At 73.8% G+C, this 15,540-nt stretch carries 14 protein-coding genes; 9 read left to right on the forward strand and 5 right to left on the reverse strand.

All coding sequences use genetic code 11. The features are described 5' to 3' along the window. The first annotated feature begins 152 nt into the window (after positions 1-152). Positions 153-803 carry a heme oxygenase (biliverdin-producing) gene (locus ACF09E_RS05085; RefSeq protein ID WP_392042578.1) on the forward strand — a complete coding sequence of 217 codons (651 nt, stop codon included), beginning with the start codon at positions 153-155 and terminating at the stop codon, positions 801-803. Between the two features lie 35 nt (positions 804-838). On the opposite strand, the gene ACF09E_RS05090 is transcribed toward ACF09E_RS05085, so the two are convergent. The 3 genes from ACF09E_RS05090 to ACF09E_RS05100 form a co-directional block, all read right to left on the reverse strand. Beyond that, the gene (locus ACF09E_RS05090; RefSeq protein WP_361850176.1) at positions 839-1,516 is read right to left on the reverse strand and encodes a PhzF family phenazine biosynthesis protein; all 678 of its coding nucleotides are present in this window, start codon (positions 1,514-1,516) and stop codon (positions 839-841) included. Positions 1,517-1,600: 84 nt separating this feature from the next. Continuing rightward, positions 1,601-3,589 carry an HtaA domain-containing protein gene (locus tag ACF09E_RS05095; protein ID WP_392203934.1) on the reverse strand — a complete coding sequence of 663 codons (1,989 nt, stop codon included), beginning with the start codon at positions 3,587-3,589 and terminating at the stop codon, positions 1,601-1,603. Positions 3,590-3,655: 66 nt separating this feature from the next. Next, positions 3,656-5,116 (reverse strand): HtaA domain-containing protein, encoded by a 1,461-nt coding sequence (locus tag ACF09E_RS05100; protein WP_392203935.1) that lies wholly within the window; start codon positions 5,114-5,116, stop codon positions 3,656-3,658. Positions 5,117-5,253: 137 nt separating this feature from the next. On the opposite strand from ACF09E_RS05100, the gene ACF09E_RS05105 reads away from it, so the two are divergent. The 7 genes from ACF09E_RS05105 to ACF09E_RS05135 all read left to right on the forward strand — a co-directional run bounded on the left by ACF09E_RS05105 (position 5,254) and on the right by ACF09E_RS05135 (position 12,830). Next, the gene (locus ACF09E_RS05105; protein ID WP_392203936.1) at positions 5,254-6,279 is read left to right on the forward strand and encodes a hemin ABC transporter substrate-binding protein; all 1,026 of its coding nucleotides are present in this window, start codon (positions 5,254-5,256) and stop codon (positions 6,277-6,279) included. Then, positions 6,276-7,373: a FecCD family ABC transporter permease gene (locus ACF09E_RS05110; RefSeq protein ID WP_392203937.1), complete on the forward strand. Its 1,098-nt coding sequence runs from the start codon at positions 6,276-6,278 to the stop codon at positions 7,371-7,373. The genes ACF09E_RS05105 and ACF09E_RS05110 overlap by 4 nt, the downstream gene beginning before the upstream one ends. After that, complete coding sequence (locus ACF09E_RS05115; protein ID WP_392203938.1) at positions 7,370-8,269, forward strand: heme ABC transporter ATP-binding protein; 900 nt, start codon at positions 7,370-7,372, stop codon at positions 8,267-8,269. Before ACF09E_RS05110 ends, ACF09E_RS05115 begins: the two co-directional genes overlap by 4 nt. Positions 8,270-8,424: 155 nt before the next feature. Beyond that, a complete protein-coding gene (gene efeO, locus ACF09E_RS05120; RefSeq protein ID WP_392203939.1) occupies positions 8,425-9,579 on the forward strand; it encodes an iron uptake system protein EfeO in 1,155 nt (384 codons plus the stop codon). Positions 9,580-9,610: 31 nt separating this feature from the next. Beyond that, positions 9,611-10,885 (forward strand): iron uptake transporter deferrochelatase/peroxidase subunit, encoded by a 1,275-nt coding sequence (gene efeB, locus ACF09E_RS05125; RefSeq protein ID WP_392203940.1) that lies wholly within the window; start codon positions 9,611-9,613, stop codon positions 10,883-10,885. Between the two features lie 30 nt (positions 10,886-10,915). Continuing rightward, positions 10,916-11,797: an iron uptake transporter permease EfeU gene (efeU, locus tag ACF09E_RS05130; protein ID WP_392203941.1), complete on the forward strand. Its 882-nt coding sequence runs from the start codon at positions 10,916-10,918 to the stop codon at positions 11,795-11,797. Beyond that, positions 11,754-12,830, forward strand: coding sequence for a hypothetical protein (locus ACF09E_RS05135; RefSeq protein ID WP_392203942.1), 1,077 nt, complete (start codon positions 11,754-11,756; stop codon positions 12,828-12,830). Before efeU ends, ACF09E_RS05135 begins: the two co-directional genes overlap by 44 nt. Before the next feature lie 90 nt (positions 12,831-12,920). Here the strand turns inward: ACF09E_RS05135 and ACF09E_RS05140 are convergent, their stop codons facing one another. Together ACF09E_RS05140 and ACF09E_RS05145 are read right to left on the reverse strand one after the other, a co-directional pair. After that, entirely contained in the window at positions 12,921-13,700 is a 780-nt protein-coding gene (locus ACF09E_RS05140) for a bifunctional DNA primase/polymerase (protein ID WP_361850166.1), read from the reverse strand. 115 nt (positions 13,701-13,815) lie between these two features. After that, entirely contained in the window at positions 13,816-14,454 is a 639-nt protein-coding gene (locus ACF09E_RS05145; protein WP_392203943.1) for a TetR/AcrR family transcriptional regulator, read from the reverse strand. Positions 14,455-14,624: 170 nt separating this feature from the next. On the opposite strand from ACF09E_RS05145, the gene ddaH reads away from it, so the two are divergent. Further along, a complete protein-coding gene (ddaH, locus tag ACF09E_RS05150) occupies positions 14,625-15,455 on the forward strand; it encodes a dimethylargininase (protein ID WP_392203944.1) in 831 nt (276 codons plus the stop codon). The last annotated feature ends 85 nt before the right edge of the window (positions 15,456-15,540 follow it).

Here is a 15,540-nt window from a genome sequence, read left to right on the forward strand (position 1 = left end):
CGATTCGCATGCGCTCCCCCTCCGGACGTTGCCCCCGACCCGCGATTGGGTACGGTTTTTACCGACAGGACGTCGGGAACCAGTTGACTTAGGTAAGCCTAACTTGGCAGGATCGTCACTGGTTCCCGTCCCATCGGTCCCGGAGGCACGCCTTGGACACGCCCTTCTCCACGCTCATCCGTACCGCCTCGCACGAGCAGCACACGGAGGCGGAGACGTCGTCCTTCATGGGCGACCTCCTGGGCGGCCGCCTCGGCGTCGACGCCTACGCGCGCTACACCGAGCAGCTCTGGTTCGTGTACCGCGCCCTGGAGGACGGCGCGGAGGCCCTGCGCGCGGACCCGGTCGCCGGGCCGTTCATACAGCCCGAGCTGTTCCGCACGGCCGCCCTGGAGCAGGACCTCGCCCACCTGCGGGGCCCCGACTGGCGCGCCGGGGTCTCCCCGCTGCCCGCCACCGTCGCGTACGCCGAGCGGGTCGCCGAGTGCGCCCGCGACTGGCCCGCGGGGTACGTGGCCCACCACTACACGCGCTACCTCGGCGACCTGTCGGGCGGGCAGATCATCCGCGACAAGGCCGAGCGGACGTGGGGCTTCGCGCGCAAGGGCGACGGCGTCCGCTTCTACGTGTTCGACACGATCAGCAACCCGGCCGCCTTCAAGCGGGCCTACCGGGAGCTGCTCGACGGGGTGAACGCCGACGACCTGGAGAAGCAGCGGATCGTCGACGAGTGCAAGCGCGCGTTCGCCTTCAACAGCGCGGTCTTCCAGCAGCTGGGCGGGGAGTTCTCGCTCAGCGCCTGAGTCGGCGGGGCCCTCGGGCCCCGCACGGGCCCGCGTCAGCGCGTCAGCGTGCCCTCCAGGCGGACCCGTCCGCCGAGTTCCACGATGCCGTCAGGGCCGGGGGCAGTGAGCAGCTGCGAACCCCGGCCCTGCGTGATGTTCAGGGCCCGTCCCAGCTCCGCCGTGAGCAGCAGCGCCGCCGCGCCGGTCGCCTCGTCCTCGTCGATGCCGTCGCCCCGGCCCGGGAACGCGCGCGCCCTGATCCGGCCCGCGGCCTCCTCCTCCCAGGCCCAGGCGTAGATCCACTCGCCCGGCTCGGGCACGTCGAGTGCGTCCACCTCGGCGGCCGAGCCGTACCGGCGGAGGGTCCGCGGCGGCGCCCACTCGGCGCGCGCCTCGATCCAGGTGAACTCCCCGTCGCCGCGCACCCACACCTCGCCCGCGGGCGGTACGACGACCTCCAGGTCGAGCAGCCAGGCGGCGCCGACCAGCGGGTGTCCGGCGAAGGGCAGTCGCAGGCCGGGCGTGTAGATGTCGACGATCCCGCGCTCCGGGTCGTCGACGAACACGGTCTCGCTGAAGCCGAGTTCCTTGGCGAGCGCCTGCCGGGAGGCCTCGTCGGGGTGGGTACGGGCGTCCCGCACGACCCCGAGGGCGTTGCCGTGCCGGCCGTCGGCCGCGCAGAAGACCCGGAGGACGTCGATGTCGGTGGCGGCGGTGGGCACGGTGTTCATGGCGGAAATTGAACCACCCGGGGGAAGGCGGCAGGGCCGCACCCGGAGATTCGGGGGCGGCCCTGCCTGGTGGGGGGTGGCGGATCAGGAACCCGTCGCGCGCCGGCGCACCGCGACGACGACGCCCGCGCCGGCCGCCACGGTGAGGGCGGAGGCGGTGAGGAGCAGGGTGGTCGGGGCCCCGGAGCCGGTGGAGGCGAGGGCGCCGGTACCGCCCGCGGTGGACGAGCCGCCGACGGTGCCGGAACCGCCGGCCGTACCGCCGCCCACGGTGCCGCCACCGCCGACGGTGCCGCCGCCCGTGGTGGAAGAGCCGTTGCCGCCGGACGTGCCGGAGCCGCCGCTGTCGGACCCACCGGAGGTTCCGGTGCCGCCGGTGGTCGGGGGCAGCGTGGCGCCGCTGTCGGTGGTGAGGCTCAGGGTCAAGGCGTCCAGCTCCGTGCCGGCCGGGTAGCCGCCCTGGCCGCCGGGAGCGCTGAAGGTGGCCGAGCCGGCCTCCGTCAGCTTCGCCGGGACGTTCGCGAGGGTGACGACGTCGCCCTTCGCGGACCAGTCGGACGCCGACAGGTCGAGGGTGGCGAACGCCACGTCGTTCCGGGTGCCCTGGGCACTGGTGACGTCGGCGGAGAGGGTTCCGGTGGTGCCGGACGCCTTCACCTTGAGGTCGCCGACGGTCCAGTCGATGCCGTGGGCGTTGCAGACGAAGGCGACCTTCCCGGAGAAGGCGGCGTCGACCTTGCGGGCGTCGGCGTCGAGGTCGGCCTTCACGAAGCCGAAGTCGTAGGCGGCGCCGTTCTTCTTCGCCCCCTCGGAGGCGGTGACCGTACCACCGCAGATCTGCCCGACGTACCGCTGCCAGCTCTCCTTGACACCCCAGGTCAGCTTGCCGTTGACGACACCACCGGGGGCCGTGGTGGGCGCGGGGGTGGTCGGGTCGGTGGTCGGATCCGTCGTGGGGTTGGTCGTCGGGTTGGTCGTGGGGTTCGTCGTGGGGTTCGTCGTGGGGTTCGTCGTCGGGTTGGTCGTCGGATCCGTCGTGGGGTTGGTCGTGGGGTTCGTCGTGGGGTTCGTCGTCGGGTTGGTCGTGGGGTTCGTCGTCGGGTTGGTCGTCGGGTCCGTGGTCGGGTCCGTGGTCGGGTCCGTCGTCGGATCCGTCGTCGGATCCGTCGTCGGATCCGTCGTCGGGTCCGTCGTCGGCGTCGGAGTCGGGTCCGTGGTCGGGTCCGTGGTCGGGTCCGTGGTCGGCGTCGGAGTCGGGTCCGTGGTCGGGTCCGTGGTCGGATCCGTCGTCGGCGTCGGAGTCGGATCCGTCGTCGGGTCCGTCGTCGGCGTCGGAGTCGGGTCCGTCGTCGGCGTCGGAGTCGGATCCGTCGTCGGATCCGCCGTCGGCGACGGCGGCGGCGGAGTCGTGGGCGGCGGGGTCGTCGGCCGGCTGCCCGCCTTCACCGTGAGCGTCGCCGCGTCGAGCGCGTCGCCCTCCTTGTAGAAGCCCGCGAACGCCGCCGCGCCGTCCTTCGTCAGCTTCGCCGGTATGTCCTTGAACACCATCGCGCCGCCCGCCCCCTGGCCCGGACGGATGCCGGTCATGTCGAGCGCGGCGAAGGCGATGTCCTCACGGGTGCTGAAGGAGCCGTCCTTCTCCTTGGTGACGACGTCGGCGGTGATCTCGCCGGTCGGTGCCGCCGCGCCCTTCGTCGAGAGCTTGACGTCCGAGATGAGGATGTCGAGGGCGCCCTCGTGGGCCTCGAAGTGGACGCTGCCCTTGAAGCCGGTGGCGGTGCCGTGGGTGCCCATGTCGTACGTACCGGTGCCGTCGACGAAGGTGAAGACGCCGTTGTTCGCGGCCTGGGTGGCACCCCCGCCCATGGTGGTCTTCCCATGGGCGAAGGGCATGGCGAGGTAGGAGCGGAAGGACTGCTTGATGCCCCAGTCCAGGGTGCCGTCGACGAGCGTCATCGGGGGCGCGCCCTCGGCCGCCGCGGGCAGGGCGAGGACGACGGCGCCCGTGCCCAGGGCGGCAGCCGTGGCGACGGCGGCGGCCAGGGTGACGGAACGGCGCAAGGGGATGGCCATGACGGGTTTCTCCTCAGGGGACGCGGGGGCGCAAGGGGGGTGCGCGGGAAGGGAGGTGTGGGGGGCTCAGACCGTGGGGGTGCGGCCGGTACGGCGACGGCGTACGGCGCCGAGGACGGCCAGAGCGGCGACGAGCAGCACACCCGCGGCGATCGCGAGGTAGGTGCCCGTGGACGAGGACGAGGACGAGGTCGCGGCGGGGGCGGCGGCCGCGGAGGCGGTGGGGGCGGAGGCGGCCGGCGCCGACGGGGTGGCGGCCTGCGCGGCCTCGCTGCCGAGGTCCGGGAGGGCGGGCAGCTCGGCCTTGGCGTCGACGGTGACGGCGAGGGACACCGGGTCCATCGCGGTCCCGGCCTTGTACATCCCGCCGAAGGCCTTGGCGCCGCCCTCGGTGAGGGTGGCGGGGGCCTCGGTGACGGCGGCGAGACCGTTCTTCGGCGTGAGGTCCCGGGCGGCGAAGGTGACGAGGGGGACGGCCCTGTCGGTCTTCCCCGCACTCGTGACGTCGGCGCTGAGGGTGCCGGTGCCGCCGGTGACCTTGACGGCGACCTTGGCGAGGGTGAGGTCGAGGTGGGCGCCGGTGAAGCGGACGCTGCCCGCGAAGGAGGCGTCGAGGGTGCCCTTCTTCCGGTCGTACGTGCCCTTGCCGGTGGTGAAGCGGAAGAGCGCGCCGCCGTCCTGGGCTCCGTCGGCGAGCGTCCACCTGCCCTGGGAGATGGCGCCGGTGACGTACTCGCGGAAGGTGCGGCGGACGCCCCAGTCGACCGCGGCGGCCCGGAGGGAGCCGGTGCGCGAAGCGGCCTCGGAGGAGCTCGCCGTGGGCGAAGGGCTCGTGGAGGGCCGTGTGGCCGGTTCGGACGGCGCGGTGGTGGTCGGCGCGTTCGTCGGGGCCTGCTGCTGCGGCGTCCTGACGTCGACGGTGAGGCTGACGGGGTCGAGCGCGGTGCCGGCCGGGTAGTACCCGGCGAAGGCGGACGCGCCCTGCGGGGTGAGGGTGGCGGGCACGCCGGCGAGGGAGACCGGGCTGCCGCCGCCGCGCATGTCGATGCCGCCGAGGCCGAGGGTGGCGAGCGGCACCTGCGAGGAGGTGGTCACGCGGCCGCTGCCCTTGGCCTTGCTCGCCATGTCGGCGTAGAGGGTGCCGCTGCCGCCCTGGATCCGGACCCGGGGGCGGCTGATGGTGAGGTCGAGCTCGTTCGTGCCGTCCGCCTTGCGGTGGCCGGTGAAGCGGACACCGCCGGAGAAGGCGGCTTCGAAGGCGCCGGTCGCGGGGTCGTAGGTGCCCTGGGCGGAGTGGAAGCGGAACTGGCTGCCGCCGAAGGTGGCGGCTCCGCCGGTGAGGCCCCAACTGCCCTGGGCGATGGGCCCGGTGACATAGCTCTGGAAGGAGGACTTGATGCCCCAGTCGAGCCGTCCGCCCTGCACCGTGCGGCTTTCCGCGTGGGCCGCTCCGGCCGGGACGAGGGCCGCGAGCAGGGCCGCGAACAGGGTCACGGCGAGCGCGCGGGCGGGTCTGGACAGCAGCATGGAACCCCTCCGAGGGCTGGCAAGTGAGGTAAGGCTAACCTAAACTACGTCGAGCCTCGGCTGGAATCCCCGGCGACGAACTCGTCCGACCAGAACCACGGCAGTACGAAGCGGAACGAACGACAGGACGGTGTCCGGTGCGCAGAACTCGCCTAGCGGGAGCGCTGACAGCAGTACTGGCCCTCGCCCTCGTGGCGACCGGCTGCGGCGGCGCGACCGCCGACGGGTCCGGAAACGGAAGCGGAGGCGAACCGTCCGGCACGGGTGTGTCGGCGGCGGCCCGCGACCGGGTCGAGCCGCTCGCCGACCCGGTCGCCCCCCGCCTCCCGGTCACCGTCCCCTCGGCCGACGGACGCAGGGTCGCCGTCACCTCCGCCGACCGGATCGTGCCGCTCAGCGGCTCCCTCAACGAGATCGTCTTCACCCTCGGCCTCGGCCCGAAGGTCGTCGCCCGGGACATCACCGCCACCTTCGAACAGGCGGCGAAGCTCCCGGTGGTGACCCGCGCCCACGACGTCTCCGCCGAGAGCGTGCTCTCGCTGCGGCCCACCGTCGTCCTCGCCGAGAGCACCACCGGCCCGGCCGAGGCCGTCGCCCAGATCCGCGACGCGGGCATCCCGCTCGTCGTCGTGAAGCCCGCGAAGACGCTCGCCGACGTCCGCACCCGGATCGACGCGGTCGCCGCGGCCCTCGGCGTACCGGACTCCGGCGCCGCGCTCGGGAAGCGCACCCAGGACCGGATCGACGCCGTACGCAAGGGCATCCCCGCCCGCGAGGAGAAGCCGCGGGTGGCCTTCCTGTACGTCCGCGGCTCGGCCGCCGTCTACCTCCTCGGCGGCGCCGAGTCCGGGGCGAGCTCGCTCCTGGAGGCCGCCGGGGCGGTCGACGCGGGCAAGGAGTCCGGTCTCGTCAAGGACTTCACCCCGATCACCAGCGAGGCCCTGGCGAAGGCCGCGCCCGACGCGATCCTCGTCATGAGCAAGGGACTCGCCTCCGTCGGCGGCGTCGACGGCCTGGCCGAGATCCCCGGCGTAGCCGAGACGCCGGCCGGCGCGGACCGCCGGGTCGTCACCGTCGACGACGGCGTCCTGCTGAACTACGGTCCGCGCACGGACCAGGTCCTGAAGTCCCTGGTCGACCAGTTGTACGGGGCGGGGAAGTGACGGCGCTCCAGGAGAACCCGCCGGCCGTCGGCAAGGCCGCCCCGGCGGCCGCGCCTCCCGTCGCACGGCGGCGCACCGCCCCCCTCCTCACCGCCGTACTCCTGGCCGTGCTGCTCCTGCTCGCCCTGCTGTCGGCCGGGATCGGGGCGTACGAGATCCCGCTCGGCGACGTCCTCGCCTCGGTCCAGCACCGCGTGGGGCTCGGCGGGCACGCGCTCGACCGCACGGCCGAGAGCGTCCTGTGGAACATCCGCCTGCCCCGGGTCGTGCTCGCCGTCCTCGTCGGCGCCTCGCTCGGCTGCGCGGGCGCCCTCATGCAGGGCGTGTTCGGCAACCCGCTCGCCGAGCCCGGGGTCATCGGCATCTCCGCGGGCGCGGCCGTCGGCGCGGTGGGCGCCATCGCCCTCGGCCTCACCTTCCTCGGCAACTGGACGGTGACGGTCTGCGCGTTCGTCGCGGGGCTCGCCACGGTGCTCCTCGTGTACGCCATGTCGCGCTCCGGCGGCCGCACCGAGGTGGTGACGCTGATCCTCACCGGCATCGCGGTGAACGCCTTCGCGGGAGCGCTCATCGGCCTGTTCATCTTCTTCGCCGACAACGCGCAGGTCACCCAGATCACCTTCTGGCAGCTCGGCTCGCTCGCCCAGGCCACCTGGCCGAAGGTCCTCGCCGTCCTGCCGTGCGCGCTCCTCGGACTCGCCGTCGCCCCCTTCCACGCCCGCCGGCTCGACCTGCTCGCCCTCGGCGAGCGTCCCGCCCGCCACCTCGGGGTGGACGTGGAGCGGCTGCGGGTCGCCCTGATCCTGGTGGTGGCGCTCCTGACGGCGGCCGCGGTCGCGGTGGCCGGGATCATCACCTTCGTCGGGCTGCTCGTCCCGCACCTGCTGCGGATGGCGAACGGCCCGGGACACCGCTTCCTGGTACCGGGCAGCGCGCTCGGCGGCGCGGTCGCCCTCACCGCCGGCGACCTCGCGGCCCGCACGGCCGCGGCCCCGGCCGAACTCCCCCTGGGCGTCCTCACCGCCCTCCTCGGCAGCCCGTTCTTCTTCTGGCTGCTGCGCAGGACCCGTCGCAGGCAAGGTGGTTGGGCATGACAGCGGTACGCCTCCGGGGACTGCTCCCCGCCCTCGTGAGCCGGCGGCCGCGCACGCTGCCCTCCCCCGCCGAACCGGGGGAGACGGTCGCCGAGGCCGTCGGCGTACGGGTCGACCGCGGCGGCCGGGCCGTGCTCGACGCCGTCGGCGTCGAGGTCCGGGCCGGCGAGGTCCTCGCCCTGGTCGGACCCAACGGCGCCGGGAAGTCGACCCTGCTCGCCGCACTCGCCGCGGACCTCGCGCCCGCCGCCGGAGAGGTACGGATCGGGGGGCGGCCCGCGACCGGCTGGACGCCCGGCGAACTCGCCCTGCGCCGGGCGGTGCTGCCGCAGGACGCGGCGCTCTCCTTCCCCTTCTCCGTCGCCGACGTGGTGCGGATGGGCCGGGCCCCGTGGGCGGGGACCGAGCGGGAGGACGAGGACGAGGCGGCCGTGGCCGGGGCGATGGCGGCGACCGAGGTCGGGCCCTTCGCCGACCGACCGTTCTCCGCGCTGTCGGGCGGCGAGCGGGCCCGGGTGGCACTGGCCCGGGTGCTGGCCCAGCGGACCGGCCTGCTGCTGCTCGACGAGCCGACGGCCGCCCTCGACCTGCGCCACCAGGAACTGGTCATGAGGGTGTGCCGGGAGCGGGCCGCGGCCGGCGACGCGGTCGTGGTCGTCCTCCACGACCTCGGCCTCGCCGCGGCCCACGCGGACCGGGTCGGGGTGCTGCACGACGGGCGGGTCGCGGTGGCGGGGCCGCCCTCGGAGGTCCTCGGGGAGGAACTGCTGAGCCGGGTCTACCGACAGCCGGTGGAGGTCCTCCCGCACCCTCGGACCGGCGTCCCGCTCGTCGTGCCCAAGCGGAGTCACCCGACGGGCGAAAGCGACGATTCGCCCTCCTTGACCGGCCCTTGACCACTCCATGAGCACCCCATGGAGCCCCTGTGATCCCGCTGTGTCCGGGGTGTCGGATCTGAGAGCCGAATCACTGGACGGCCGGGTATGGCTGAGGTAAGCCTCGGTTAAGTTAGGTCCGCCTCAGCCCCGTCCCCCGCGTTCCTGGAGTCCCCATGCGAGCCGTCCGCCTGTCCGTCGTCACCGCCGCCGCGACCGCGGCGGCCCTGGCCGCCGTCACCGGCTGCACCGAGAAGAGCGACGCGAAGGCGGACGACGGCACGATCACCGTGGTCGCCAAGGACGACTCCTGCGAGGTCTCGAAGAAGGAGTTCCCGGCCGGCCACCTGAAGCTCGCCGTCGAGAACCGCGGCTCCAAGGTCACCGAGGTCTACGTCCTCTACCCGGACGACCGGATCGTCACCGAGCGCGAGAACATCGGCCCCGGCACCAAGGCCACCATCACCGCCGAGATCACGTCCGGCGACTACGCCATCGCCTGCAAGCCCGGCATGGTCGGCGACGGCATACGCCGGCAGGTCAAGGCCACCGGCGGCGCCGCGGGCGCCACCCGCTCCCCCGAGATGGACGCGGCCGTCGCCGCCTACCGCCAGTACGTCCAGGCACAGGCCGACGCCACCCTCCCCAAGGTCAAGGTCTTCACCGACGCCGTCCGCGCCGGCGACGTCGAGGCCGCCAAGAAGGCCTACGCCGCCTCCCGCATCGGCTGGGAGCGCACCGAGCCGGTCGCCGAGTCCTTCGGCGACATCGACCCCAAGGTCGACGTCCGCGAGGACGGCCTGGAGGAGGGCCAGGACCCGGCCACGGACTGGACCGGCTGGCACCGCCTGGAGAAGGCCCTCTGGCAGGACAAGAAGATCGGCGAGCGCGAGAAGCAGCTCGCCGGCCTCCTCGACAAGGACCTCGCGGACTGGGTCAAGCGGGTCGGCAAGGCCGAGATCACCCCCACCTCCATGGCCAACGGCGCCAAGGAGCTCCTCGACGAGGTCGCCACCGGCAAGGTCACCGGTGAGGAGGAGCGCTACTCCCACACCGACCTGGTCGACTTCAAGGCGAACGTCGAGGGCGCCCAGAAGTCCTTCGACCTGCTCAAGCCGGTCGCCGCCAAGAACGACCCGAAGCTCGTCGGCGACCTGGAGAAGCGGTTCGCCGCGCTGAACACGCTGGTCGACAAGTACCGCGCGGACAAGACCGGCTACGACTTCACCTCGTACGACAAGGTCGGCAAGCCCGAGCGCAAGGAGCTCTCCGACGGCGTCAACGCGCTCGCCGAGCCGCTCTCCAAGCTCGCCGCCGCCGTCGTCAAGTAGTCGTCGGACCGGCAGGGACGAGGAGACGGACATGTCCGGGGAGAGCCGGGAGCAGCAGGCGGCCGGGGCCGTCGCGCCCTCCCGCCGTACGGTCATCGGCTGGGGCGGTGCCGGGCTCGCGCTCGGTGCTGCCGCGGCGGGCGGTGCCGCCGCCCTGCTGACCGGGGACGGGGACACCGCCGTCCCGGTCGCCGACGGCGGGGCGGCCGTGCCCTTCCACGGCGCGCACCAGGCCGGCATCGCGACCGCCGTGCAGGACAGGCTGCACTTCGCGGCCTTCGACGTGACGACCACCGACCGCGCCGAACTGGTCCAGCTCCTCAAGGACTGGACGCGGGCGGCCGAGCGGATGACGGCCGGCGCCGAGGTCGGCGAGGGCGCCTACGGGGGTCTCCCGGAGGCGCCGCCGGACGACACCGGCGAGGCGCTCGGCCTCAAGCCCTCCCGCCTCACCCTCACGATCGGCTTCGGACCCTCCCTCTTCGACGGGCGCTTCGGGCTGAAGGGCCGCCGGCCCGGGGCCCTGGTGGAGCTGCCCAGGTTCCCCGGCGACAACCTGGACCCGGCCCGCAGCGGCGGCGACCTCTGCGTCCAGGCCTGCGCCGACGACCCGCAGGTCGCGGTGCACGCCATCCGGAACCTGGCGCGGATCGCCTTCGGGAAGGCCGCGGTCCGCTGGTCGCAGCTGGGCTTCGGCAAGACGTCCTCGACGACCCCGGACGCCCAGACGCCCCGCAACCTCTTCGGCTTCAAGGACGGCACCCGCAACATCGCGGGCACCGAGACCGAGCGGCTGGCGCGGCACGTGTGGGTCTCGGGCAGGGACGCGGAGGGCCCCGCGGCGTGGATGGACGGCGGCTCGTACCTGGTCGCCCGCCGCATCCGGATGAACGTCGAGACCTGGGACCGCACTTCGCTCGCCGAGCAGGAGGACATCTTCGGCCGCGACAAGCGCGAGGGCGCGCCCGTGGGCAGGGCCGAGGAGCACGACGAGCCGTTCCTGAAGGCGATGAAGCCGGACTCCCACGTCCGGCTCGCCCATCCCGACACCAACGCCGGGGCGACGATCCTGCGGCGTGGCTACTCCTTCACCGACGGCACGGACGGCCTCGGCCGCCTGGAGGCCGGGCTGTTCTTCCTGGCGTACCAGAAGGACGTGCGGACCGGCTTCGTCCCGGTGCAGACCTCCCTGTCGCGGGCCGACGCCCTCAACGAGTACATCCAGCACGTGGGTTCGGCGCTCTTCGCGATCCCGCCGGGCGTCCGGGACAAGGACGACTGGTGGGGCCGGGCGCTCTTCTCGTGACACACCACGCAACCCCGGGAGGGAACCGGCGTGTTCGGTAACTATCTGATCGGCCTGCGCGAGGGCCTCGAAGCCAGCCTCGTCGTCTGCATCCTCATCGCCTACCTGGTGAAGACCGGCCGGCGCGACGCGCTGAAGCCGGTCTGGGCCGGCATCGCCGTGGCCGTCACCGTGGCCCTGGCCTTCGGCGCCGGCCTGGAGTTCGGGTCCCAGGAGCTGACCTTCGAGGCGCAGGAGCTGCTGGGCGGCTCGCTCTCGATCGTCGCGGTCGCCCTGGTGACCTGGATGGTCTTCTGGATGCGGCGCACGGCACGGCACCTCAGGGCCGAGCTGCACGGCAGGCTCGACGCGGCCCTGCGGATGGGGACGGGCGCGCTGGTCGCCACCGCCTTCCTCGCGGTGGGCCGGGAGGGCCTGGAGACGGCGCTGTTCGTCTGGGCGTCGGTCCGGGCCTCCTCGGACGGCACCTTCGCGCCGCTGGCCGGGGTCCTCCTCGGGCTGCTCACGGCGGTGCTGCTCGGCTGGCTGTTCTACCGGGGCGCGCTGCGGATCGACCTGGCGAGGTTCTTCACGTGGACCGGCGGCATGCTGGTGGTCGTGGCGGCGGGCGTCCTCGCCTACGGCGTGCACGACCTCCAGGAGGCCCGTTTCCTGTCCGGCCTCGCCGACAAGGCCTTCGACATCTCGGCGACGATCCCGCCGGACAGCTGGTACGGCACCCTCCTCAAGGGCGTCTTCAACTTCCAGCCGAACCCGACGGTCCTTCAGGTCACGGTGTGGGCGCTGTATCTGGTCCCGACGCTCGCGCTGTTCCTCGCCCCGATAGGGTCGGGTCCGTCCACGCGGGTGAAGAAGCAGAAGGCGACCGATGAGAAGGCTGACGCTGAGGCGAGCGCCGGGCCGACCGCTTGAGCGGTCGTCGGCAGGACGGTCCACCACAGCCGCCGGGGCCGGGCGCCCCGCGCGGCCCGTACGCCTCCTCTCCGCGACGGCGGCCGCGACCGTCCTCGCGCTGACCGCGAGCGGCTGCGTCACCGTGCACGGCGAGCTGGCCCTGCTGCCGCCGGCCACCCGGGCCGAGGCGGCGCAGGCCCTCGCCGACTTCACGGCCGCCTACAACGCGGCCGACAAGGCCCACGATCCGGCGCTGGACGCGGGACGGGTCACCGGCCCGCTGGGCGAGATCAACCAGGCGGGTCTGCGCGCCCGGGCGGTCACCTCGCCCGGGACCAACCCGAGCCACCGCCCCCTCGAACTCTCGGACGCGCGCTTCGTGCTGCCCCGGAAGGCGGGCTGGCCTCGCTGGTTCCTCGCGGACACCGACCCCAGTCTGGACACCGACGGGGGCTCGGGCGACCAGCGGTGGCTCCTCGTCTTCGTGCGCAACGGCCCCGAGCAGCTGTGGGAGGTCGCCCACCTGGTGATCCTCGGCCCGTCCCAGGTGCCCGAGTTCGCCGAGGAGGACGGGTACGCGGTGCCGGTCGCCCGGGACGGCGACGGCCTCGCGGTCGCTCCCGGGGACCTCGGCAGGGAGTACGTCGCGTTCCTGGAGAGCGGGCGGCCGGGGCCGTTCGCGGCGGGACCGCACACGACGCTGCTGCGGGAGCAGCGGGAGAAGGGCGCCAAGCGCCCGGGGCTCGCCACCCAGTACCTCGACCGGGTCGCGGACGGCGGCGACTTCGCCCCGCTGGGGCTGCGGACGAAGGACGGCGGCGCGTTCGTGTTCTTCGCGACGCGGTTCTTCGAGCGGCAGACGGCGGCCGCGGGCTACCGTCCCAAGGTCGACCCCGACATCAAGGCGCTGCTGACCGGCGAGGTGCGGAACACGGTCACCAAGGAGTGGGTCTCCAACCAGGCGGTCCTGGTCAAGCCGGCCGGCGCCGACCGCGACGCGGTGACGTTCAAGGCCCGGCTCCAGGGCGTGGTGGGCGCGCAGGGCTCGTAGCGGCCCGCCGGCCGCGCACGGGTCCGCCCGCTCCGCCCCACCGGGGGCGGCGGCCCGCGACCGGCGCGGGTGCGTCGGCGGGGACGCGGGTCAGCGGGTCAGCGGCCAGGCGATCTCGTGGGCCGTGTGCTCCCCGTCGCCCTCCGCCTCGCGCGCGGCCGCGTGGCGGGCGCAGGCGTCCTGGAGGGTCTCCAGGAGGTTCAGCGGATCGGGCAGCGGATGCTCGGGGCCGCGCAGCCAGGCCACGACCGGATGGGCGCTCTCGTCACCGGGAAGCCGGGCCGGCGGGACCAGGACGTAGCTGCCGCGGCAGTGCCAGCGCAGCCCCGGGTGCTCGTCCATCGTCTCGGGATGGCAGTCGAGCTCGCACGGCCACCACTCGTCCTCGTCCTCGGGAGTGCCGCGGGTGGCGGTGAAGAAGAGCATCCGGCCGCCGGCCGGGTCGGCGTCGGACGACTCGGCGACCGGCCCGACCTCGACGCCCTCCGCCAGGAGGCGCTCCAGGGCGGCGCGGCCGGCGGCGAGCGGTACGTCGAGGACGTCGTGGACCATGCCGGTGGCGGTGATGAAGTTCGCCTCGGGCTCGTTGCGGGCCCAGCGCTCGATCTGGCCGCGGTCGGTGGTCGACTGCGTCTGCCAGGCGAAGGAGACGGGGTGCCGGGCGGGGGTGGGACAGCCGATCCGCTCACAGGAGCAGCTGTAGCCGACGGGGTACGCGGCGGGGGCGAGGGGCAGCCCGGCGGCGGCGACGGCCAGGAGCAGCGTCTCGCGGTCGTTCTCGTCGTCGGCCGCGGTGCGTTTGGGACGCCTGCGCAGCCACTGCGCGAGTTTGCTCTCCGTGCCGCGGTAGCGGCCGATCCCGTCGCCCATCTATCCCCTCACACCTCATGCTCGCCCGTTCGGCTCTGCCCATGGTCCCACCATCCTGCGCCCTGGGTGACCGGAGTGCGGAACCGGGGGGTGGAACCGGTGTGCGACGGATGTCTCAGTCCCTCGGCGCGAGGCCGCGCAGGGCGAGGTCGACGAGGGTGTCGGCGTAGGCGTGGGTGAGCGGCAGGGTGCGGTGGAGCCAGCGGTGGTGGAGCGGTCCGACGAGGAGTTCGAGGGCGATCCGGGGGTCGATGGCGGGGTCGACGTCGCCGGCCGCCTGGGCCGCCGCGATCCGGCGGGCGTAGTACTGGAGCTGCGGTTCGAGGAGGGCCTCGGTGAAGCGGGCGCCGAGCTCGGGGTCGACGATGCTCTCGGCGGCGAGGGCGCGACTGGGGGCGTCGAACGCGGGGTCGTTCATCTCGTCGACGGTGGCGCGCAGGACGTACCGGAGGTCGGCGGCGAGGTCGCCGGTGTCGGGGATCCCGGCGTCCCCCTCCCCGCCCTGGGCGTCCTCGTGCCGAACGGCCTCGTTGGCGCGGGCGGCGAGGTCGAGGAAGGCGTCGAGGAGGACGGCGGCCTTGGAGGGCCACCAGCGGTAGATGGTCTGCTTGCCCACTCCGGCGCGGGCGGCGATGCCCTCGATGGTGGTCTTCGCGTAGCCGGTCTCGGAGACGAGGGCGAGGGCGGCGTCGAAGATGGCGCGGCGCGAGCGCTCGCTGCGGCGGGAGGCGTCGGGGGCCTTGGCGTCGGACATGGGCCCAATCTAACAGCTCGCGAGACGTCACGTCTCGTGAGTCGGTGGCCGGAACCGAACCACCCGAACGGTCCACTGCGCACCGGGCCCGGAAGGCGGACCATGGGGTTCACCGAACCGGCGGAGACCCCCGCCGGTTTCTCTGACCACCCGTCCGTGAGGAGCCCTCATTGCGCACCACTCCGCGCACGCCCTCGCCCCGCCGTTATCTGATGTGCCCACCCGCGCACTTCACGGTGACGTACTCCATCAACCCCTGGATGGACCCCACGAAACCGGTCGACCTGCCGCTCGCCCTCACCCAGTGGGAGGACCTGCGCGACCGCTACCGCGCGCTCGGCCACACGGTCGAGCTCCTCGCCCCCGACCCGGCGCTGCCGGACATGGTCTTCGCGGCGAACGGCGCCACCGTCGTCGACGGCCGGGTCCTCGGGGCGATGTTCGCCCACGCGGAGCGCACGGCCGAGGCCGCCGCGCACCTGGCCTGGTTCCGAGGAAACGGTTGGGCAGCCGAGGACGTACGCGCTCCGGAGCACATCAACGAGGGCGAGGGGGACTTCGCCGTCACCGCCTCCTGGATCCTGGCCGGGCGCGGCTTCCGCTCCAGCCCGCTCTCGCACGACGAGGCGCAGGAGTTCTTCGGGCGGCCGGTGATCAGCCTGGAGCTGGTGGATCCGCGGTACTACCACCTGGACACGGCGCTGTGCGTCCTGGACGACGCGGCCGACGAGGTCATGTACTACCCGGACGCCTTCTCCCCCGGCAGCCGCGCGGTGCTCGCCCGGCTCTTCCCCGACGCCCTGATCGCGACGGCGGAGGACGCGGCGGCGCTCGGCCTGAACGCGGTCAGCGACGGCCGGCACGTCCTCCTGCCCCAGGCGGCGGTCGGCCTCTTCGACCCGCTGCGCCGCCGGGGCTTCGAACCGATCGGCATGGACCTGGGCGAGCTGCTCAAAGGCGGCGGCAGCGTGAAGTGCTGCACCCAGGAGCTGCGGCCCTAGGCGGCGGGCGGGACCGGTCCCGCGCGGTGCCCGCCGGCGGTCCGGCGGGCACGGCGCGGGCGCGGGGCCGCGGGTCGGGTGCGGG

Origin of the sequence: Streptomyces sp. NPDC014891 (genome assembly GCF_043081085.1) — a bacterium.
Taxonomy (GTDB): Bacteria; Actinomycetota; Actinomycetes; order Streptomycetales; family Streptomycetaceae; genus Streptomyces.